We start from the raw sequence: 21328 nt of genomic DNA, 5'->3' as shown, positions 1-21328 counted from the left end.
CAAGGGGTGTCTCCTGCCATTTTTGTCTTTGGCAAACTTTTTGTCGTTGTTTTATAAAACTAAATAAGATAGAAATTTATGAGCATGTATTGGATTATATTTATTGGATTTGCGCTATTGAGTTGGCTGGTGTCATCCCGTCTTCAGGGCAAGTTTGAGAAGTATTCGAAAATTCCTATGCCGAATGGCATGACAGGAAAAGATGTCGCAGAGAAGATGTTGCATGACAATGGTATCTATGATGTAAAGGTGATTTCTACACCCGGACATCTGACGGACCATTACAATCCCGCTAACCAGACGGTGAACTTGAGTGAGTCGGTTTATTATAGCAATAGTATCGCCGCCGCCGCGGTTGCCGCCCATGAGTGCGGTCACGCTGTGCAGCATGCTACCGCTTACGCTCCGTTGAGAATGCGTTCGGCTTTGGTTCCGGTTGTTAGTTTCGCCTCAAATATCATGACATGGGTGTTGCTGGGTGGTATGTTATTATTGCATACGTTTCCTCAGTTATTGTTATTCGGTATAATCTTGTTCGCTACGACTACGCTATTTAGCTTTATCACGCTTCCGGTCGAGATCAATGCGAGCCAACGTGCTTTGGCGTGGTTGAGCAATGCCGGTATAACAAATGCTTATACGCATGATAAGGCAGAGGATGCTTTACGTTCCGCCGCTTATACGTACGTGGTCGCTGCGTTAGGTTCGCTTGCTACATTATTATATTATATAATGATATTCTTGGGGGGAAGAAGTCGGGATTGATAAGCCTCGGAAGAGGCTTTCCATGGATGCCCATTGTAAGGATGTTTGAATGCCCATTGTAAGATGCTTATGACTGCGATTGTAAGCTCCTTACAGTGGGCATTGTTATTTTCTTATTTATTTCGAGCAAAAAACATTACCTTTGCGGCCAGAATAATCATTTAAAACATAAGATCATGCAAAAACCTTCCATACCCAAAGGTACCCGAGACTTTTCGCCGGAGGAAATGGCGAAACGTAATTATATATTCAACACGATCCGTGAAGTATTTCACTTGTATGGCTTCCAGCAAATAGAGACTCCTGCCATGGAGAACCTTTCTACATTGATGGGTAAATATGGCGAGGAAGGGGATAAGCTCCTTTTCAAGATATTGAATTCCGGTGATTGTTTCGCTGGTATCTCGGATGAGGAGTTAATGGAAAAGAACCCGTTGAGATTTGCTGCTAAGGCTTGTGAGAAAGGCTTGCGTTATGATTTGACCGTTCCGTTCGCCCGTTACGTGGTACAACATCGTAATGAGATCAGTTTTCCGTTCAAACGTTACCAGATCCAACCGGTTTGGCGTGCCGATCGTCCGCAAAAGGGACGTTACCGGGAGTTCTACCAATGTGATGGCGACGTTGTGGGTTCTGATTCCTTGATCAATGAGGTGGAACTGATCCAGATTATGGACGAGGTGTTCCATCGTTTTGGCATTCGTGTGTGTATCAAGATGAACAATCGTAAGATCCTTTCCGGTATTGCCGAAATCATAGGCGAGGCGGATAAGATCGTAGACATTACGGTAGCTATCGACAAGCTGGATAAGATTGGCTTGGACAACGTGAATGAAGAGCTTCGTTCCAAGGGTTTACCCGAGGAGGCGATCGAGCGTTTGCAGCCGATCATTATGCTGCAGGGTTCAAATCAAGAAAAGATCGCTACCTTGAAAGAGGTATTATCTGCGTCTGAGACTGGTTTGAAAGGTGTAGCCGAATTGGATTTTATTTTGGAGCGCATCTCTCATACGCCAATCCGTGCGGAATTAGAGCTTGATCTGACATTGGCTCGTGGCTTAAACTATTATACGGGTGCGATTTTCGAGGTGAAAGCCTTGGACGTACAGATCGGTAGTATCACGGGTGGTGGTCGCTATGACAACCTGACAGGGGTGTTTGGCATGGAAGGCGTATCTGGTGTCGGTTTCTCTTTCGGCGCTGATCGTATCTTTGATGTATTGAACCAATTGGATTTATATCCGGAAGGATCTTTGAAGACTACACAGCTTCTATTCGTGAACTTCGGACAGAAAGAGGAGATTTATTTATTGCCACTGATCGCTAAGGTTCGTAAGGCGGGGATTCGTACAGAGCTATATCCTGAGTCTACTAAGATGAAAAAGCAAATGGGATATGCGGACGCTAAGAAAATCCCGTTCGTCGCGATAGTCGGAGAGAATGAGATGGCCGAGAATAAAATCAACTTAAAGAATATGCTCACGGGTGAGCAAACCCTTGTGACTATCGAGGAGCTGATAGAACGCTTTTAGAGAATAGTGGATTATGGAACACGGACTACACGGATGACACGGTATTAGTATTTATCCGTGTGTTCCGTGTCATCCGTGTAGTCCGTGTTTAAATGGTTCTAAACTTATAAATTAATGAAACGACCATGAAAATACCTGTTTTTATACTCTCAATATCTTTATACCTTTCTTCCTGCTCTTTCACCCCCCGGGCCGAGTGGGTAACGACAACCGAGAATACCCCTTGGGCTGAGCAACCCGATCTGATCTCCGCCCTTGCGGATACGATACCTAATATTGATATAACAATTCTAACAGAAAAGCATCAACAACAAATTGATGGTTTCGGAGCCTGTTTTAATGAATTAGGTTGGCTTTCCTTGAGTAAGCTGGAGCCAAGTGTACGTGAGGAAATCATGGAAGAGCTTTTCTTCCCCGGAGTCGGAGCCAACTTCACGATTTGCCGGATGCCTGTAGGAGCAAATGATTTCTCCCGTGATTGGTATTCGTATGATGAGGTAGACGGTGATTTCACGATGGAACATTTTACCATCGCCAATGACCAACAAACGTTGATCCCTTTTATCAAGAACGCTCGGAAGTATCAGCCAGACTTACGCTTGTGGGCTTCCCCGTGGTGCCCTCCCGCTTGGATGAAATATAACAAACACTATGCCTCAGCCTATACGGGTGAGAATTATGACGAGAAGTATCGAAATGGTTTGTCGGCCGATAAGGTCGGCCATGAAGGTACGGATATGTTTATCCAAGACTCTCTTTACCTGAAAGCCTATGCCCTCTATTTCTCTAAATTTATCGAGGCCTATAAGAAACACGGAATTCCAATCTTTGCCGTAATGCCCCAGAACGAGTTCAACTCTGCGCAAATATTCCCGAGTTGTTGTTGGACATCGGCTTCTTTGGCTAATTTTATCGGTAATTATCTCGGGCCGGCCATGCAGGTTCAAGGAGTGGATATTATGTTCGGCACGATGGAACGTGCGAATGAGTCGCTTGTTGATACGGTATTGACAGATCCCGCTAGTGGTAAATATGTAAAAGGTGTCGGTTTCCAATGGGCGGGTAAGGGAGCTATCGCCGGAATCCACAAACGTTATCCCGGGTTGAAGCTTTACCAAACCGAGCAAGAATGTGGAGATGGCAAGAACGATTGGAAGGGTGCCATGTATTCTTGGGGGTTGATGCGACATTTTCTGGATAATGGCGTTTCTGCCTATATGTATTGGAATATATCTTTGGAAAATGGAGGGATCAGTCGTTGGGGATGGGCGCAAAACTCATTGGTTGTCGTAGATCCGCAAACCAAGAGCTATCGATATACTCCGGAATACTACGTGATGAAACATGTCAGCCATTATGTCCAGCCCGGTGCATATAAATTAGAAACGGAAGGAGCCTATACGAATCTGCTGGCATTCCGTAACCCGGATAACAGTATCGCCTTGATTATCGCCAATGAGACCAGTGATGATCGTTCCCTTTCCATCCGCATAGGCGATCGAGTCTATACTCCGATCGTAAAAGCATATTCCATGAATACGCTGCTGGTCGATTGATAATCCTTTTGAGAGATGCAAAAAGACAAGTTGTCAGTTATCTCTTCGGATATTTGTCTATTTCGTCCGAAATATTGTCAGTCGAACTCGGGTGAATACGTTTGGCACACTATTCGCATAGACTTAGGCGTGAACACAAAGTTCATAAACTAAAAACGTAATATTATTAACATTTAAAATACCAAGAAAATGAACATTAGACCATTAGCAGACCGCGTGCTGATTAAGCCGGCCGCTGCGGAGGAGAAAACATTAGGTGGAATTATTATTCCAGACTCAGCAAAGGAAAAGCCTTTAAAGGGTGAGATTGTAGCCGTAGGTAACGGAACGAAAGACGAGGAGATGGTTGTAAAGGTTGGTGATAACGTATTGTATGGTAAGTATGCAGGTACGGAAATCGAACTAGATGGTGAGAAATACTTGATCATGCGCCAAGCAGACGTTTTAGCTATTATCTAATTCATTTTTATAAACAACAATATTAAAAAGAGATACAATCATGGCAAAAGAGATTAAATACGATATGGATGCCCGCGACCTTTTGAAGAAAGGTGTGGATGAGTTGGCTAATGCTGTTAAGGTAACATTAGGCCCGAAAGGTCGTAACGTAATTATCGAGAAGAAATTCGGAGCTCCTCACATCACGAAAGATGGTGTAACGGTTGCTAAAGAAGTTGAGTTGACTTGCCCGTTCGAGAACATGGGTGCTCAATTGGTTAAGGAAGTGGCTTCCAAGACAAACGATAACGCCGGTGACGGTACGACTACAGCTACGGTTTTGGCTCAGTCTATCATTGGTGTCGGTTTAAAGAACGTTACTGCCGGAGCGAACCCGATGGATTTGAAACGTGGTATCGACAAGGCTGTCGCTAAGGTTGTAGAGAGCATCGCTAACCAAGCTGAGGCTGTAGGTGATAAGTTCGAGAAGATCGAGCATGTAGCGAAGATCTCCGCAAATGGTGACGAGGCTATCGGTAAGTTGATCGCGGAGGCTATGCAACGTGTGAAGACTGAAGGTGTTATCACGGTTGAGGAAGCTAAAGGTACTGAAACTACAGTTGACGTAGTTGAGGGTATGCAGTTCGACCGCGGTTATATCTCTCCGTACTTCGTAACGGATACAGAGAAGATGGAGTGCCAGATGGAGAATCCGTATATCTTGATTTATGACAAGAAGATCTCCGTATTAAAAGACCTTCTTCCTATCCTTGAGCCGACCGTACAGAGCGGACGTCCTCTTTTGATCATCGCTGAGGATATCGACAGCGAGGCTTTGGCTACATTGGTAGTGAACCGTCTGCGTGGTTCCTTGAAGATCTGCGCTGTTAAGGCTCCGGGCTTCGGCGACCGTCGTAAGGCTATGTTGGAAGATATCGCTGTATTGACAGGCGGTACGGTTATCTCTGAGGAGAAAGGTTTGAAATTGGAAGGTGCTACAATGGATATGCTAGGTACCGCTGAGAAGATCACGGTAGACAAAGATACCACTACCATTGTAAATGGTGCTGGTGACAAGGAGGCTATCCAAGCTCGTATCGGCCAGATCAAGATCCAGATGGAGAATACGACATCTGATTATGATAAAGAGAAATTGCAAGAGCGTTTGGCTAAGATGGCCGGCGGTGTAGCTGTTCTTTACGTAGGTGCTCCTTCTGAGGTTGAGATGAAAGAGAAGAAAGACCGTGTGGATGACGCATTGCACGCAACTCGTGCCGCTATCGAAGAAGGTACGGTGCCCGGTGGTGGTGTAGCCTATATCCGTGCTATCGATGCATTGGAAGGCATGAAGGGCGACAACGAGGACGAGACTACAGGTATCGAGATCGTTAAGCGCGCTATCGAGGAGCCGCTTCGCCAGATCGTAGCTAACGCTGGTAAGGAAGGTGCCGTTATCGTTCAGAAAGTGAAGGAAGGCAAGGGCGACTTCGGTTACAACGCTCGTAAGGACTGTTTCGAGAATTTGTGCGAGGCTGGTGTAATCGACCCAGCTAAGGTAACTCGCGTAGCATTGGAGAACGCTGCTTCTATCGCAGGTATGTTCTTGACTACAGAGTGTGTGATCGCAGAGAAGAAAGAAGAGACTCCGGCTATGCCTCCGATGAACCCGGGTATGGGCGGCGGAATGGGTGGTATGATGTAATCGACTCCCGTGATTAATGATATGGGCGGCCGTTCCGGAAGGGACGGTCGCTTTTTTTATTTTCATTTACTTGCTAATTGGAAAAAACGATTACCTTTGTATGCGCAATACCGATAGGTTGCGCTTCAGAATGATTAAAAAAAGCCCAGGTGGCGGAATTGGTAGACGCGCTCGTTTCAGGTGCGAGTGGTTTTGCGATCGTGCAGGTTCGAGTCCTGTTCTGGGCACTTCCCAAAATAGAAAAAATGCAATCCTATACAGAAGACGAAATTGTAGTACAGCTTCGGGACCCGGCCCGACAACGTGAGGCCTTCGCCAAGGTCGTAAGCTTGTATGGCGAGAAGTTGTATTGGCATATACGAAAGATGGTACTGGATCATGAGGATGCGAACGACTTACTCCAAAATACATTTTTGAAAGCTTGGACGAACATCGAGCTTTTTCGTGGTGAGGCCAAATTATCTACATGGCTTTATAAGATCGCGATCAACGAATGCATTACTTTCCTAAACAAACAGCGAAATATGAATAACGTATCTATCGACGATGCGGATACCTTTTTGCTGGAACGTTTGAAAGGGGATGAATACTTCGATGGTGACGAGATACAGGTAAGATTGCAAAACGCTATTCTTACCTTGCCGGAGAAACAACGCTTGGTTTTCAATATGAAGTATAACGAGGAGATGAAGTACGAGGAGATGTCCGAGATACTAGGTACCTCTGTCGGGGCTTTGAAGGCTTCGTATCATCATGCGGTGAAAAAAATCGAGGAGTTTTTAACAAAAGAGGTTTAAACCTTTTGCCCGAATCGCTGTCAAAGCAATATAAAAAGAGAAAAAGTATGAAAAAAGAAGAAAACAACCTAGATCGCTTGAAAGGAACTAATCCTTTCACTGTACCGGAAGGGTATATGGAAGGGCTTACGGAGCGGATCATGAGTCAGCTCCCCGAGAAGCCGGAGGAGAGGGCGAAACGGATTTCCTTGATGGATCGTGTTCGTCCGTGGTTGTACATGGCTGCGGTATTCGCTGGTCTTGGTTTGTTTTTCAAGGCTATCGTGGGAATAAACGGTTCCGATGGTAGTACTGCGTCTGATTCTTTACTGGTCCGGACGGAAGTCCCGACAACGGCTTTAGACGCTATTGAAGCGGAAGAAGATGAGGAGTATTTGGAGTATTTGGAAGCTCAGTACGCCAATTATCTCTTAGATGAGGAACTTTCCTATTCTGAATAAAGTTTAAAATAGTAATTTTATCGAAGATTTTTGTAATAATACTTGTATGAATAAAATATTTTTTATTACATTTGTGGCGATTTCGGTTCTACTCTCTTTCAATGCTACGGCACAAGAGAAGAAAGAGCAAAGACATTTTGATAGAGAAGCATTCGAAGCAAGGCGGAATGCTTTTATTACGGCTGAAGTTGGCCTTACACCTGAGGAAGCTGCACAATTTATTCCTTTATGCAATGAGTTGCGACAGAAAAAATTTGAGGTAGGTCGTGAATGTCGTAAGTTATCAAAAGAAATTCGACATAAGGAGAATCCGACAGATGCTGATTATAACAAAGTGATAGACGAATGTCTGGATGTTGAGATAAAAGAGGCACAGTTGGAAAAAGAGTATTTTGAGAGATTCAAGAAGATACTTTCTCCCGAAAAGGTCTATAAGTACCGAAATGCGGAATATAAGTTTGTCCGGAATTTCATGAAGAGTGGCCGGGACAACAAGAAGGAAGAGAAACAGAAAAAGTAAAATATTATCATTATTTGTGTTTTTTGTTTAGATTTAGTTTTGGCGTTTAAGTTAAGGGAGGGGTGGCGACGTGATGTCGGTTCCCCTTTTGTTTTGCCCTTATCCTTGCTTTATAAGCCTTTGGCCTTGGCCTCATTCCATAGTTGGTCCATTTCCTCCAATGTCATTTCTTTCAAGGAACGACCTTCTTGGATCGTGTGCTCCTCCAAATAATTAAAACGGCGGATAAACTTCTGGTTCGTGCGTTCCAATGCGTTGTCCGGATTTATTTTGTATAGGCGGGCAGCGTTGATCAAGCTAAAGAAGAGATCTCCGAACTCAGCTTCCATCTTATCTGCGTCCATCCTGTCTATCTCGGTTTTCAACTCATTAAATTCCTCCTGTACCTTATCCCATACTTGATCACGTTGTTCCCAGTCGAAACCTACGTTACGGGCCTTATCTTGGATACGATGCGCTTTTACTACGGATGGGAGGGAAGCGGGAACACCCTCCAGTACGGTTTTGTTACCCCCCTTTTCTTTCAACTTAAGCTGCTCCCAGCTTTGCTCTACCTTTTGAGCGGTATCGGCGGAGGTATCTCCGAATACGTGTGGATGGCGGTAAATCAGTTTCTGGCAAAGGCTGTCGCAGACATCCTTGATATCGAAAGCTTCTTTTTCCTCGCCGATCTTGGAATAAAAGACGATGTGCAATAACAGGTCTCCTAATTCCTTTTTTATGTTTGTGTTATCCTCACGCATCAGGGCCTCGCATAATTCATAGGTTTCCTCGATTGTATTCGTGCGGAGGCTCTCGTTTGTCTGTTTACGATCCCATGGGCATTTTACCCGTAATTCATCCAGAATGTCGAGTAATTGCCCGAAGGCTTCCATCTTCTCTTCTCTAGTTGCCATATTATTTACTTATTCGATAATGATTGTAAAAGAAAGAGGGCAGGGTAGAACCCGGCCCTCTGTATGTGTTTTATTGTTGTTCTTTCTTGAATTCTTTCAATCCGTTTTGAAGGAACTGGATGTATTTGGAAACATCCTCATTGAATGCGTATGAAGGTCCGAGCGGCTGTCCCTCGTCATTCAATAAGATGTAGAATGGCTGGGCATTAGAACCGAACTTGCTTCGTTGCAAATAACTCCATTTATCACCGATCGTCTTCAACTTACGAGTCTTTCCGTTCTCTTGGATCTCGATGGGTTGCGGGAGCTTGGTCTTATCGTCTACCATGAGAGTGATTAGCACGTAATCATTTTCTAGCATTTGCTTCACCTTAGGGTCTGTCCAAACGGAAGCCTCCATCTTACGGCAGTTTACGCAACCGAAACCGGAGAAGTCGATCATGACGGGTTTATTTACCTTCTTGGCATAAGCCATACCGGATTCATAATCGTCGAACGCGGCGTGTACCTCGTTTTTGTATAGATTGAAATCTTGTGTATACAACGGAGGAGCGAATGCGCTGATCGCCTTTAACGGAGCGCCCCAAAGTCCCGGAACCATGTAAATGGCGAAAGCGAAAGAGATAATCGCCATAAACAGACGAGGAACAGATACATATTTTACTTCGCTATCATGGCTAAACTTGATCTTTCCTAATAAATAAACACCCAATAAGCTGAAGATCACGATCCAAAGCACGATAAAAGCCTCACGGTCTAGTAAACGCCAACCATACGCTAAGTCCGCTACGGAAAGGAACTTCAAAGCCAATGCCAACTCCAAGAAGCCCAATACGACCTTCACTGAATTCAACCATCCGCCGGATTTCGGCATACTTTGCAGCATATTCGGGAAGATGGCGAAGACACTGAACGGGATGGATAACGCCAAGGCGAAACCAAACATACCGATAGCCGGTCCTACCGCCGTACCCATAGAAGCTGCCTGTACCAACAAGGTTCCGATAATCGGACCCGTACAAGAGAAAGATACCAATACCAACGTAAACGACATAAAGAAAATACTCAATATACCGGTCGTTGAATCGGCCTTGCTATCCAATTTACTGGTCCATGACGCAGGTAATACCAGCTCGAAGGCTCCGAAGAAGGAGACTGCGAATACTACCAGCAACAAGAAGAACAGGATATTAAAGATCGCGTTCGTTGATAAATCATTCAATGCGCTCGCTCCGAAGATACCGGTAATTAACAAGCCCATAACCAAATAGATTACGATAATAGATAATCCATAGGTGATAGCGTCGCGAATCGCTTTCTTACGATCTTTCGTACGTTTCAGGAAGAAGCTAACCGTCATAGGGATCATCGGCCAAACGCAAGGAGTCAATAAGGCGATCAAACCACCTAAGAAACCTGCGAAGAAGATGAATAACCAAGAGGTATCTGCCGCCGATACCGTAGAATCACCGAACGCTTTCAATTGGTCGATCACCGGAGACCAAAGATTCGGGCTATCGGTTAAGCTGTCGGACGCTTTGGGAGATGTCATAGCCGGTGTCTCTTTAGCGGCAGGGTCCGGAGTGTTCAACTCGCTAGCATCTTCCGCTACGACCTGCGTATCCGGCTGTACGGTCGTGGCGTCATCTTTATCCACCTCTGTAGTCGAGCTATTAGCTGCCAGAGCTGGATCTAGATGGATACTTTTCTTATCGAAAGAGAAAGGTATTTGATCTGGGGGAAGGCAAGTCTCGTCATTACAAGCCATAAATTCCACCTCGCCCTCTACCTTGAATTTAGTGGGATCGGTAATTTTTAGTTTTTGGATGAACGATACCGTACCCGGATACCAACGAAGGTTCATGGCGAATTGCTCGTCGTAAACCGTGGTCGGCTTTACAGAAGGAACCGGTTGACCAATCAGTTCAGCTCCATTCAATGTCTCGAATGTGAAAGATGTAGATACAGGACCTCCTTCCGGCAGGTTCATGTCATACAGGTGCCAACCTTTGTCCGCCGTGGCGGTAAAGACGATCTCTTTCTCGGGTGCGCCGCCCTTGTCGTCTAGTTTAATTTTCCATTTGACAGGCGTAAGTATTTGTGCCTGCGCTACCAGCGCTAATAGCGCCAGCATGATCGAACTGATGAGTTTCTTCATTTTTATTATTTATTGCTAAAGTTACTTTGCTGTTGATGAAAAGATCTCCGGAATCCGGGTCTCAAAACGCATTTCCTCTCCCGTTACCGGGTGGATAAAACAGAGTTTACGGGCATGAAGCATCAAACGTCCCGCAGGATTCGTCTCCGCTCCATATTTGGTGTCGCCGGCTACCGGGTGACCGATAGATTGCATCTGGGCGCGGATTTGGTTCTTACGTCCCGTTTCCAGTTCCAGTTCCAGAAGCGAATAGCTATTGTTCGTTTGTAACAGGCGGTAGCGAGTGATCGCTTCTTTTCCGTCTCCCTCCAACGTCACATACACTTGCATATTCTTATTCTCAACAAGATTGGAAACGATCAAATCCGTATCTTTCTCCGGCCTGCCTTCTATTACCGCTACATAGGTACGTTGGGTAATCATTTCGCTCCAGTTGGATTGAAGTTGTTCCTTTACGCCTTGATTTTTAGCGAACATCATGATACCAGACGTATCCCGATCCAGACGGTGCAAAACGAATATCTTATTACGAGGATCGGATTGTTTCACATAATCGCTTAATAAGCGATATGCCGTACGCTCTTTAACACGATCGGTAGATACGGATAGCAAGCCTTCCCTCTTGTTGATCACGATGAGGTCATCATCTTCCCAAACAATTCTAAGTAACGGATTGTTGAATTCCACCTTCCCTCTTCCATAGTTGATTCCGACCGTATCGTTAGGGTTCAGCGGGGCATCGAACTGCCGGGTGACTTTCCCGTTTACCGAGATCTGTCCCCTGCTCAATAATCCTTTCACGGATGAACGGCTTTGTTCTTTTAATAACTCGAACAGGAAAGGTAGCAAAGTGTTACTTTCACCCACCGTTACCCGTCGTTCTTTAGAGGGTTTACGTCGATTATCCCCTCCTTTATACTCAGATCGCTTTCTCATATCTATTTTTTATAGTACGCGAAGATACAGGCATTTACGCGAAACTGCAATAGCGCGGAATAGAAAAACCGTTATAAATAGTTTGCTTGTTATAGGAATAAACCTTCAAATCCCCGGATGTAAAAGTAATTGCCATTCACTCTATTTTCAAAATAGCGGCGTGGTCCTTATAAATCACGTCGTGATCTGTACAATCCACGGCTTGGTCTGTATAAACCACGTCGTGGTTTGTAGAATAGTGGCGTGTCCGACAGGGAATGCCTATTGTCTCGGCCGACTATATTTCCCGATGCTCAGCGTTTTTTGTCTATATTTTTTGTACTTTTGCGGATCGAGAAATGTGTAAAGACTAATTAGTTATAAAAATATGGAAATCGCTAGTAAGTACAATCCCGCTGAAGTAGAGGGGAAGTGGTATCAGTATTGGTTGGATAACGGCTTCTTTAAGTCAAAGCCAGACGGCCGTGAGCCGTATACGATTGTAATCCCGCCCCCTAACGTCACCGGCGTATTGCACATGGGACATATGCTTAACAATACGATCCAAGATATCTTGGTTCGCCGTGCCCGTATGATGGGTAAGAACGCTTGTTGGGTACCGGGTACGGACCATGCTTCGATCGCAACGGAGGCGAAAGTGGTGAATCGTTTGGCCGGGCAAGGAATCAAGAAGACCGATCTGACTCGCGACGAGTTTTTGCGGCATGCTTGGGAATGGAAAGAAGAGCATGGCGGCATTATCTTGAAGCAACTTCGTAAATTGGGTGCTTCCTGCGATTGGGATCGTACGGCGTTCACGATGGACGAGAAACGTTCGGAGAGCGTTATCAAGGTTTTTGTCGATCTATATAAGAAAGGTTTGATCTACCGGGGTGTCCGTATGGTGAATTGGGACCCGAAGGCGTTGACGGCCCTGTCCGATGAGGAGGTTATCTATAAGGAAGAGCATAGTAAGTTGTACTATCTTCGCTATAAGATCGTAGGCGAGGAGGGATACGCCATTGTCGCCACTACCCGTCCGGAGACGATTATGGGAGATACGGCGATGTGTATCAACCCGAACGACCCGAAGAACCAACATCTGAGAGGAAAGAAAGTGATCGTTCCGCTGGTAGGCCGTGAGATTCCGGTGATCGAGGATGATTACGTAGATATAGAGTTCGGTACGGGCTGTTTGAAAGTGACCCCGGCACACGATGTAAACGACTATATGTTGGGCGAGAAATATAATTTGCCTTCTATCGATATATTCAACGATAACGGTACGCTGAGCGAGGCCGCTGGCCTGTACGTGGGCATGGATCGTTTTGATGTCCGCAAGCAAATCGAGGAAGACTTGCGTAACGCTGACCTTTTGGAGAAGGTAGAGGCTTACGAGAACAAGGTGGGTTTCTCGGAGCGTACGAACGTGCCTATCGAACCGAAATTGTCTATGCAATGGTTCTTGAAGATGGAACATCTAGCCCAGATCGCCTTGGAGCCGGTCATGAACGACGATATCAAGTTCTATCCGCCGAAATTCAAGAATACCTATCGCCATTGGATGGAGAATATCAAGGACTGGTGTATCAGCCGTCAGCTTTGGTGGGGGCACCGTATCCCAGCTTACTTCTTACCGGAAGGCGGTTACGTGGTAGCCGAGACGGAAGAGAAAGCTTTGGAACTGGCGAAAGAGAAATGCGGTAACCCGAATCTGACCATGTCTGATTTGCGTCAGGACGAGGACGTATTGGACACTTGGTTCTCTTCTTGGCTGTGGCCGATCTCCCTGTTCGACGGTATCAATAACCCGGATAATGAGGAAATCAATTATTACTATCCGACCAGTGATTTGGTAACCGGACCGGATATTATTTTCTTCTGGGTAGCCCGTATGATTATGGCCGGCTATGAGTACAGAGGGAAAATGCCGTTTAAGAGCGTTTACTTTACGGGTATCGTTCGCGATAAGCTGGGACGTAAGATGTCCAAATCTTTAGGAAACTCTCCCGATCCGTTGCAATTGATCGAGCAATACGGTGCGGACGGCGTACGTATGGGCTTGATGCTCGCGGCTCCTGCCGGAAATGATATTCCTTTCGATGATGCTTTGTGCGAGCAAGGACGTAACTTCAATAATAAGATATGGAACGCTTTCCGCTTGGTGAAGGGCTGGACGGTAGACGATACGATCGCCCAGCCGGAGGCTTCCGCTATCGCCGTGAAATGGTTCAAGATGCAGCTGGATAAGACAATCGCCGAGGTAGACGATTCTTTCAGTAAATATCGTCTGAGCGAGGCGATGATGGCTGTCTATAAATTGTTCTGGGATGAGTTCTCCTCATGGTATCTGGAGATGGTAAAACCGGGGTATCAGCAGCCGATCGACAAGGCTACTTATGAGGCTACACTCGGTTTCTTCGATGCCTTGCTTCGTTTGCTTCATCCTTTCATGCCGTTTATTACCGAGGAATTATGGCAAGCCCTTGAGCCTCGTAAGGAAGGTGAGAGCTTGATGGTTGCCCAAATGCCGGAAGTAGCTGTTGCGGATAGCGCTTATTTGGATGCTTTCGAGATCGTGAAAGAGATCGTTGGCGGTGTCCGTACAATTCGTTTGCAAAAGAATATACCGAATAAGGATGCGCTGGAATTGCAGATCGTGGGTGAGCACAATGAGGCATTCAACGCTGTGATCGCTAAGATGTGTAACCTCTCTTCCATCTCCAAGGTAGAGGAGAAAGCGGCCGGCGCTGTATCGTTCTTGGTACGTACGACTGAATATGCCGTACCTTTAGGCAATCTGATCAATGTGGAAGAAGAGTTGGCTAAGCTTCAAGAAGAATTGAAATACCAAAAAGGTTTCTTGACTTCTGTCATGAAGAAATTAGGCAATGAGAATTTCGTAAGCAAAGCCCCGGCGAAAGTAATCGAGATGGAGAAGAAAAAGCAAGCCGATGCCGAATCGAAGATTAAGTCTATCGAGGAAAGTATCGCCGCCTTGACAAAATAAAGAGAACAGCTGTTTCTTTGAAATAAGAGCCTATATCAATCTTTCTTTGATTGATATAGGCTTTTTTGTTGATTGAGTTGAAAATTATAATATTAAACTTGTAAATAATGATACGCTGTTGTCTAAATTTTACTAACTTGCCACACGTTAACTAATTGATGTCTATTTTGTAAACTTTAAATGCGAAACATACTGTTAATAATATATTTATCTCTTACCCCAATATTTGTAGCTACTGCGGCCACTGATATCGATAGCATGGAATGTGTGCTGGCAAAAATGCCTTCGGGTGACAGGCTTGTGAAGTTGGATGAACTTGCTAGTGATAAAGGACAAGGGCTGGATTATAAATATTATGCGGATAGATTGCTCAAGGAGGCGGAGTTGAGTAAGGATGATACTTATAAAGGCAACGCTTTGTTCCAGATCATCCGGTATTATTATTCCCGGAATATAGACAGTATGCATTTTTTCATAAAGAAAGCCGAGCCTATTTATTTAGCCCAAAAACGTTATGAGGATCTTTGCCGGATTAAAGGATGGTATATTTACGCTTTATCGAGTAATGGCGAGAAGGAAAGGGTGCTAGAGAATGTACAGGCATTGAAAGATCTATCCAGCGAACTTGATTTTCCGGATGGTATCGATATGGCGAATCAAGCCCTGGCGGATTTTTACTTCAGTACGGGATTTGACGCGGAGGGAATCGCCTTGTATGAGGAGGTTTTCCTGGATATGGAGAAAAGGGATTCCCCATTGGCCAAAAGGATTACCGTTATCCGGCATTTACAAAATGAAAATATCCAAGCATCGAAGAGACTGTTTTATTTAAAGAAATTGAAAGAGTATATCGTGGAATGCGAAGAAAAAGGAATAGAGGAATTAGACGAAGATACTCCTTTATATTATGTTAAATATCTCTATCACCGTAGTTACGCCTTGCTGGGTATTGATAAGAAAGATGTCTCCCTCACATCTTACCATCTAGTTCGTGCAGAGAAGTTGGTTAAAGACTGTAACATGAGGAATGAATATCTCTCGATTTCTAATATCCGTTTACTCTATTATCGGATATCGGGCGATTATGAGCGGGGGAAAGCATTGGCTAATGAGTTAATTGATTATTGCTTACAACGTAAGAGGGCGGTATCCGTATTGGGATTGATGAAGGATAAGGCCATAATATGCTATAATTCAGGTCATGGAATGGAGGCTGCGGATGCGTATCGCGAGTATATCAGTTTGAAGGATTCAGTGACTAATGCTGCATTTTATAATGATTTAGCGAATTTACGAGCTCGTCATGACGTGGATAAATTGGAATTGGCAAATAAGAAGATGGAATTGGAGGCGGCTCATTCACGTACGAAATTATTGGTGATGGGTGGAGGGCTTGTTCTATTGTTGCTGGTTTGTTGCTCTTTGGGGTATATTTCTTATTCACGGCATAAATATGGATTGCAATTGAAACAGGCAAAAGATAAGGCGGAGGAAGCCGATCGTCTGAAATCGGCTTTCCTTGCCAATATGAATCATGAGATACGTACTCCATTAAATGCCATTGTCGGTTTCTCACAAGTATTGGTTGATGAGGAGGATCGGGAAACAAGACAAGAGTTTGCGGACATTATCCAGAATAATAACGAGCTGTTGCAGCGGTTAATCGCGGATGTCCTGGACCTATCCAAGATCGAGTCAAATTCGATGCCTCTCATTTATAAGGACCAAGATATCCCTACCTTGATGAAAGAGATTTATAGCATGATCCTATTGCGTATGCATGAGGGGGTGGAGCTTGAATTATATGATTGTGAGGAGCTGGTTATGGAGACTGACCGGAATCGTCTGACTCAAATCCTGACAAATCTGTTGACGAATGCGATCAAGCATACACAAGAGGGATCTATTCGTTTCGGATATAAGAGATCGGCTTTATCCGTGGAGTTCTTCGTGCAAGATAGTGGAGAAGGAATACCGGAAGATAAGATCGATACGATATTCAGCCGTTTCGTGCAATTGGATAACTGGAGTAAGGGGGTTGGCTTGGGGCTCGCTATTTGCCAAGGCTTGGTTGAACAGATGGGTGGAAATATCCGGGTTACTTCGAGGGTAGGTGAAGGCTCTGTCTTCTATGTGACTTTGCCATTGATACGGCCGAGGATAAGCTCGTAGTGATAATTATTATAATCTTGCGGTATGAGACAACTACGTATTATTTTCCTATTCCTGCTTTTACTGTCATCCGTTCGTATATTGGCGGCGGGGAGTGATAGCTTGCGCCGGCAGGAGGCGGACGAATTGTATAGGCTAATTCGCTATTACTATTCGAAAAATACGGATAGTATGCGCTATTTCATACAAAAGGCGGAGCCTGTGTTTTTGGAGGTAGGGCGTATTGAGGACCTGTTTCGGGTAAAAGGCTGGAATATCTATACCATGACGAGCCGCCGGGAGGATGATGGGGTTCTGCGGGAGGTGAATGCGTTGAAGGCCCTTTCTAAAGAATTGAATTTCCCGGAGGGTGCCGATATGGCGAACCAAGCGTTAGCGGACTTTTATATCGAGACGGGATTCATGAGTGAAGGTATCGCCTTATACGAAGAGGTGCTTCAGGGAATGGAGGAGCGTGACACCCCTTTGCCCAAGCGGATTTATATCATTCGCCAGATATTGAACAAAGGGAGGATGGTCGAGACAAGGAAACGCTATCTGGAGAAGTTGAAAGCCTATATCGACTATTGTGACGGGAATGGGATTACGGAATTGAATGAAGAGATGTCGGTGAATTACCTTAAGTATCTCTATCACCGTTCGTATGCGGTTCAAGGTATCGAGATGAATGATGCCAAATTAGCCCATTCGCATTTAATATTGACCAAACGTTGTGTGGAAGAGGCGAATTTAGTTAGAGAGACTCAAACGGTTATGAACTTGGAGCTGGACTATTCTATATTTATAAAAGACTATGACAGGGCTCTAACCTTTGTCGATACGTTACTCTCTATCGTTAGCTCTGAAAAGAAGAATACCCAAATACTATTGATGTTGGCGAAAAAGGCGGATATCCTTTTACAGAAAGGGGAGGGGATAAAATCCGCTAAGACCTATCAAATATATACGCATTTGAAAGACTCGCTTATGAGCGCCGAATTTTATGCGGATTTGGCTATGCTGAGGAACCAGCATGATGTGGATAAACTGGAATTGGCAAATAAGAAGATGGAACTGGATGCGAGCCATCTACGTGCTAATTTATTGACAATGGGGGGAGGTCTTGCGATTTTGATGATCATCTGTTGCTTCTTGGGATATATCTCGTATTCCCGGCATCGGTACGGATTGAGGCTAGAGAGGGCTAAGGAAAAGGCGGAGGAAGCCGATCGCCTAAAGTCCGCATTTTTAGCGAACATGAATCATGAGATACGGACACCTTTGAACGCTATCGTAGGTTTCTCGCAAGTATTGGTGGATGAGGAAGACCGGGAGACAAGGCTTGAGTTCTCAAATATCATCCAAAGTAATAATGAGTTGTTGCAGCGGTTGATCGGGGATGTGCTCGATCTTTCTAAGATCGAGTCAAATTCCATGCCTCTGATTTATAAGGAGCTGGATATTGGTTTACTGATGAAAGAGATTTATAGCATGATCTTGTTGCGTATGCCGTCGGGCATAGAGTTGCGACTGAGCGACTGCGAGGCCTTGGTGATGGAGGCTGATAAGAACCGCTTGACACAAATCCTTACGAATTTGCTCACGAATTCGATCAAGCATACCGAGAAGGGGTTCATCCGTTTTGGATATAAGAGAACGGCGGCTTCTGTCGAGTTTTTCGTGGAGGATAGCGGAGAGGGAATACCGAGAGATAAGATCGATTCCATATTCAGCCGTTTTGTCCAATTGGACAGTTGGAGCAAAGGCGTTGGACTGGGATTGGCTATCTGTCGGGGATTGGTAGAGCAAATGGGAGGAAAGATATGGGTTACCTCTGAGCTGGGAAAAGGCTCGATCTTTTATGTAACTTTGCCACTGATTCGTCCGAATGCTGGCTCGTAAAGATCTTTTTATTATCTTGCGGGGTGAAAACTGTTTATGATGATAGTATACATTATTATATATAATATAAACCATGAAACACTCAAGACGTTTATTTTTTAAGCAAGGATTGGCCGGGGCTCTCTTGTTGGGGACTTCCGCTATCGCTAAGGCCGGTTTGCCGGACCCTGTAAAACCAAAGGCTCCGAAGGCCGTAAATCCATTCCATCTGGGAATGGCGGGATATACTTTCGTTAATTTTGATTTAGATACGACGTTGAAGACGTTGGAACGATTAGATATCCATTATCTTTGCATCAAGGATTTCCATTTGCCGTTGAATAGTACGGATGAGCAGATTAGGGCTTTTCATGATAAATGCGCTGCCCATAAAGTGACGGGATATGCCGTAGGTCCTATTTATATGAAGAGCGAGGAAGAGATAGACCGTGCGTTTGATTATGCGAAGCGGGTAGGAGTGAAGTTGATCGTCGGTGTCCCGAATTACGAGCTTTTACCCTATGTGGATAAAAAAGTGAAGGAGTATGACTTCCATTACGCCATCCACTTGCACGGTCCTGATATCAAGACGTATCCCGACGCTACGGACGTTTGGGAGCATACGAAGGATTTAGACCCCCGTATAGGTATGTGTCTGGATGTCGGACATGACTTGCGAAACGGCTGTGATCCTGTGACCGACTTGAAGAAATACCACACCCGGGTGTTTGATATGCATATCAAGGACGTGACGGATTCTTCGAAGGCGGGAGTCGGGATCGAGATCGGTCGTGGAAAGATCGACTTCCCTGCGCTGATCCGTATGATGCGGGAAGTTAATTACACGGGAATGTGTAGCTTGGAATACGAGAAAGACATGAAAGACCCATTCTTGGGGATCGCGGAGTCTATCGGCTATTTCAAGGCTGTGAGTGATTTGACATAATGTGGGGGCGTAAATCGCCCCCTTTTAAATAGATGAAGATGAGAAGCATTCTTTTTATAGGCATAGCGGGTTTGTTGTCCGCTTGTAGCACGATTAATTATGTAGGTATCGAGACGTATAATCCTGCGGAGGTGACATTTCCAGAGAATGTCGCTAAAGTACTTATCGTAAACAATGCCGTCCCCCAACCGGAGGATGCGGGTTACGAATACACCTTGCAGGGAGAAAAGCAGGATACTTGCAAAGCGAAAGCGGATAGTGCGCTGTTTGACGCTTGCCGTACTTTAGGGGAGGCTATCGTGGAGGCTTCTTATTTTAACGACGTATTGCTTTACCATGATGCGGTTCGAAAAGATAATCAGGCGTTTCTGGATACGAAACTTACCCAAGGGCAAGTAGCGTCGCTATGCGATGAGACCGGTGCCGATGCGGTTATCTCCATCGACCGCTTGCTGTTCGATATGAAGAAAAGCGTAGGTACCTTGGGCGAAGGGTATGTAATGGGAATGATCGACGTGCAGATGGCTGGCGTGATACGCAGTTACGTTCCCGATCGTGAGGCTCCACTGGCGACGGTACATATGAAAGATAGTATTTATTGGGCGGAAAGTGCGGATTATATGCCGATCTTGGATAAGGTATTGCCCTCTCCGGAGAATGCTTTGCGTGGAGCCGGTAAATATTTCGGGGCGAAGGTCTACGCTAATTTTGTTCCTCATTGGGAGAAGGAGACTCGTTGGTACTTTACCGGAATGGGTTCACGTTGGAAAGAGGCTTCCGCTTATGCGGCTAATGAGAAATGGGATATGGCGGAAGATCGTTGGTCCGGGCTTTACCGGGGTACGGAAAACTGGAAAAGCCGGGCGAAGGCGGCCTCTAATCTGGCCCTATGCCATGAGATGAGAGGAGATTTAAAAGAAGCCTATGAGTGGGCTCATAAATCATACGATTTATTCAAGCGTAATAGTGGTGATAATGATAAGAGTACCAAATTATTGGAACTCTATGTGCAGGCGTTGGCCGAACGAATTCGTTCCGATAAGAAACTAAATGTGCAATTTGGTGAGGATTAACGGCGTTATTCGGTGAATTATTATTACTTTTGACGCATATTCGAATAAAGGAGAATTAATATATGAACGCAAATATAGCAAAGGTTCAATCCCTCATCGAGAATGCTTTTACGTCGGCTATTGAAAAGCTGGCCAAGGATGAGTCCGGTAATTTTATAAGCGACTTATATGTGCAGGCCGATGCGGAAAGCGGGGAACTGCAAATTTATGATGATGAGGAGCATTTGATCGAAAAGATCGTTATCTTCGATTGGGTGAACTCGAACGAGGAGGAGAACGCATTCAATAAGCGGGTTGCCGCTTCGGTGAAGGCGGTCCTTACGATCTTATCCACCAAGAATATTTTTGACGCTCCCCGGTTCATGAAACCTCTTTCTGTTAGCTTGACTGATGAAGATTTTGTTGTGATAGAGGAACTTCTCTTCATAGACGATGATGTGCTTCGTCTGGACGATCCTCTATTAAAAGATTTAGATGCGGATTTAGATGATTTTTTAGCGAATCTTCTTGCAGATGTCAAATAAACCCTGTATCTTTGCGCCCGAAAT

General features: G+C 45.0%; 17 protein-coding genes and 1 tRNA gene. 15 read left to right on the top strand and 3 right to left on the bottom strand.

All coding sequences use genetic code 11. From position 1 onward, the window contains the following. The first annotated feature begins 78 nt into the window (after positions 1-78). The 9 genes from DWX33_RS11935 to DWX33_RS11895 all read left to right on the top strand — a co-directional run bounded on the left by DWX33_RS11935 (position 79) and on the right by DWX33_RS11895 (position 7750). On the top strand, positions 79-765 hold the full coding sequence (locus DWX33_RS11935; protein WP_005868492.1) for a zinc metallopeptidase: 687 nt from the start codon (positions 79-81) through the stop codon (positions 763-765). Between the two features lie 176 nt (positions 766-941). Then, positions 942-2297 carry a histidine--tRNA ligase gene (gene hisS / locus DWX33_RS11930; protein WP_009017028.1) on the top strand — a complete coding sequence of 452 codons (1356 nt, stop codon included), beginning with the start codon at positions 942-944 and terminating at the stop codon, positions 2295-2297. A gap of 125 nt (positions 2298-2422) precedes the next feature. Further along, on the top strand, positions 2423-3853 hold the full coding sequence (locus DWX33_RS11925) for a glycoside hydrolase family 30 beta sandwich domain-containing protein (protein ID WP_122380463.1): 1431 nt from the start codon (positions 2423-2425) through the stop codon (positions 3851-3853). Between the two features lie 189 nt (positions 3854-4042). Beyond that, the gene (locus tag DWX33_RS11920; RefSeq protein ID WP_005858788.1) at positions 4043-4312 is read left to right on the top strand and encodes a co-chaperone GroES; all 270 of its coding nucleotides are present in this window, start codon (positions 4043-4045) and stop codon (positions 4310-4312) included. A gap of 40 nt (positions 4313-4352) precedes the next feature. Further along, a complete protein-coding gene (groL, locus tag DWX33_RS11915) occupies positions 4353-5993 on the top strand; it encodes a chaperonin GroEL (protein WP_005858786.1) in 1641 nt (546 codons plus the stop codon). A 143-nt stretch (positions 5994-6136) separates the two neighbouring features. Beyond that, positions 6137-6220 (top strand) — tRNA-Leu (locus tag DWX33_RS11910). An 18-nt stretch (positions 6221-6238) separates the two neighbouring features. Continuing rightward, complete coding sequence (locus tag DWX33_RS11905) at positions 6239-6790, top strand: RNA polymerase sigma factor (protein WP_008772592.1); 552 nt, start codon at positions 6239-6241, stop codon at positions 6788-6790. A 47-nt stretch (positions 6791-6837) separates the two neighbouring features. Next, complete coding sequence (locus DWX33_RS11900) at positions 6838-7230, top strand: hypothetical protein (RefSeq protein WP_009017030.1); 393 nt, start codon at positions 6838-6840, stop codon at positions 7228-7230. Between the two features lie 46 nt (positions 7231-7276). Further along, the gene (locus DWX33_RS11895; protein WP_005858783.1) at positions 7277-7750 is read left to right on the top strand and encodes a hypothetical protein; all 474 of its coding nucleotides are present in this window, start codon (positions 7277-7279) and stop codon (positions 7748-7750) included. 110 nt (positions 7751-7860) lie between these two features. On the opposite strand, the gene mazG is transcribed toward DWX33_RS11895, so the two are convergent. The 3 genes from mazG to DWX33_RS11880 all read right to left on the bottom strand — a co-directional run bounded on the left by mazG (position 7861) and on the right by DWX33_RS11880 (position 11740). After that, positions 7861-8646: a nucleoside triphosphate pyrophosphohydrolase gene (gene mazG / locus DWX33_RS11890; protein ID WP_122380462.1), complete on the bottom strand. Its 786-nt coding sequence runs from the start codon at positions 8644-8646 to the stop codon at positions 7861-7863. A 70-nt stretch (positions 8647-8716) separates the two neighbouring features. Further along, a complete protein-coding gene (locus DWX33_RS11885; protein ID WP_122380461.1) occupies positions 8717-10804 on the bottom strand; it encodes a cytochrome c biogenesis protein CcdA in 2088 nt (695 codons plus the stop codon). Positions 10805-10825: 21 nt separating this feature from the next. Continuing rightward, a complete protein-coding gene (locus tag DWX33_RS11880) occupies positions 10826-11740 on the bottom strand; it encodes an RluA family pseudouridine synthase (RefSeq protein WP_087346012.1) in 915 nt (304 codons plus the stop codon). Between the two features lie 367 nt (positions 11741-12107). Between DWX33_RS11880 and DWX33_RS11875 the strand changes: the two genes are divergently transcribed. From DWX33_RS11875 to DWX33_RS11845, 6 genes are all read left to right on the top strand, one after another. Beyond that, positions 12108-14729, top strand: coding sequence for a valine--tRNA ligase (locus DWX33_RS11875; protein WP_005868508.1), 2622 nt, complete (start codon positions 12108-12110; stop codon positions 14727-14729). Positions 14730-14909: 180 nt separating this feature from the next. Then, positions 14910-16901, top strand: a complete 1992-nt coding sequence (locus DWX33_RS11870; RefSeq protein ID WP_122380460.1) for a sensor histidine kinase KdpD — start codon at positions 14910-14912, stop codon at positions 16899-16901. 24 nt (positions 16902-16925) lie between these two features. Further along, entirely contained in the window at positions 16926-18782 is a 1857-nt protein-coding gene (locus tag DWX33_RS22875; RefSeq protein ID WP_233570176.1) for a sensor histidine kinase KdpD, read from the top strand. A gap of 73 nt (positions 18783-18855) precedes the next feature. Further along, on the top strand, positions 18856-19707 hold the full coding sequence (locus tag DWX33_RS11855) for a sugar phosphate isomerase/epimerase (protein WP_122380459.1): 852 nt from the start codon (positions 18856-18858) through the stop codon (positions 19705-19707). Positions 19708-19745: 38 nt separating this feature from the next. Beyond that, positions 19746-20780, top strand: a complete 1035-nt coding sequence (locus DWX33_RS11850; protein ID WP_036618298.1) for a DUF6340 family protein — start codon at positions 19746-19748, stop codon at positions 20778-20780. Positions 20781-20842: 62 nt separating this feature from the next. Then, positions 20843-21304, top strand: a complete 462-nt coding sequence (locus DWX33_RS11845) for a hypothetical protein (RefSeq protein WP_008772585.1) — start codon at positions 20843-20845, stop codon at positions 21302-21304. The last annotated feature ends 24 nt before the right edge of the window (positions 21305-21328 follow it).

Source organism: Parabacteroides sp. AF19-14 (assembly GCF_003635485.1).
In the GTDB taxonomy this organism is placed as follows: domain Bacteria; phylum Bacteroidota; class Bacteroidia; order Bacteroidales; family Tannerellaceae; genus Parabacteroides; species Parabacteroides distasonis.
This window is presented reverse-complemented; position numbering and strand designations above follow the sequence as displayed.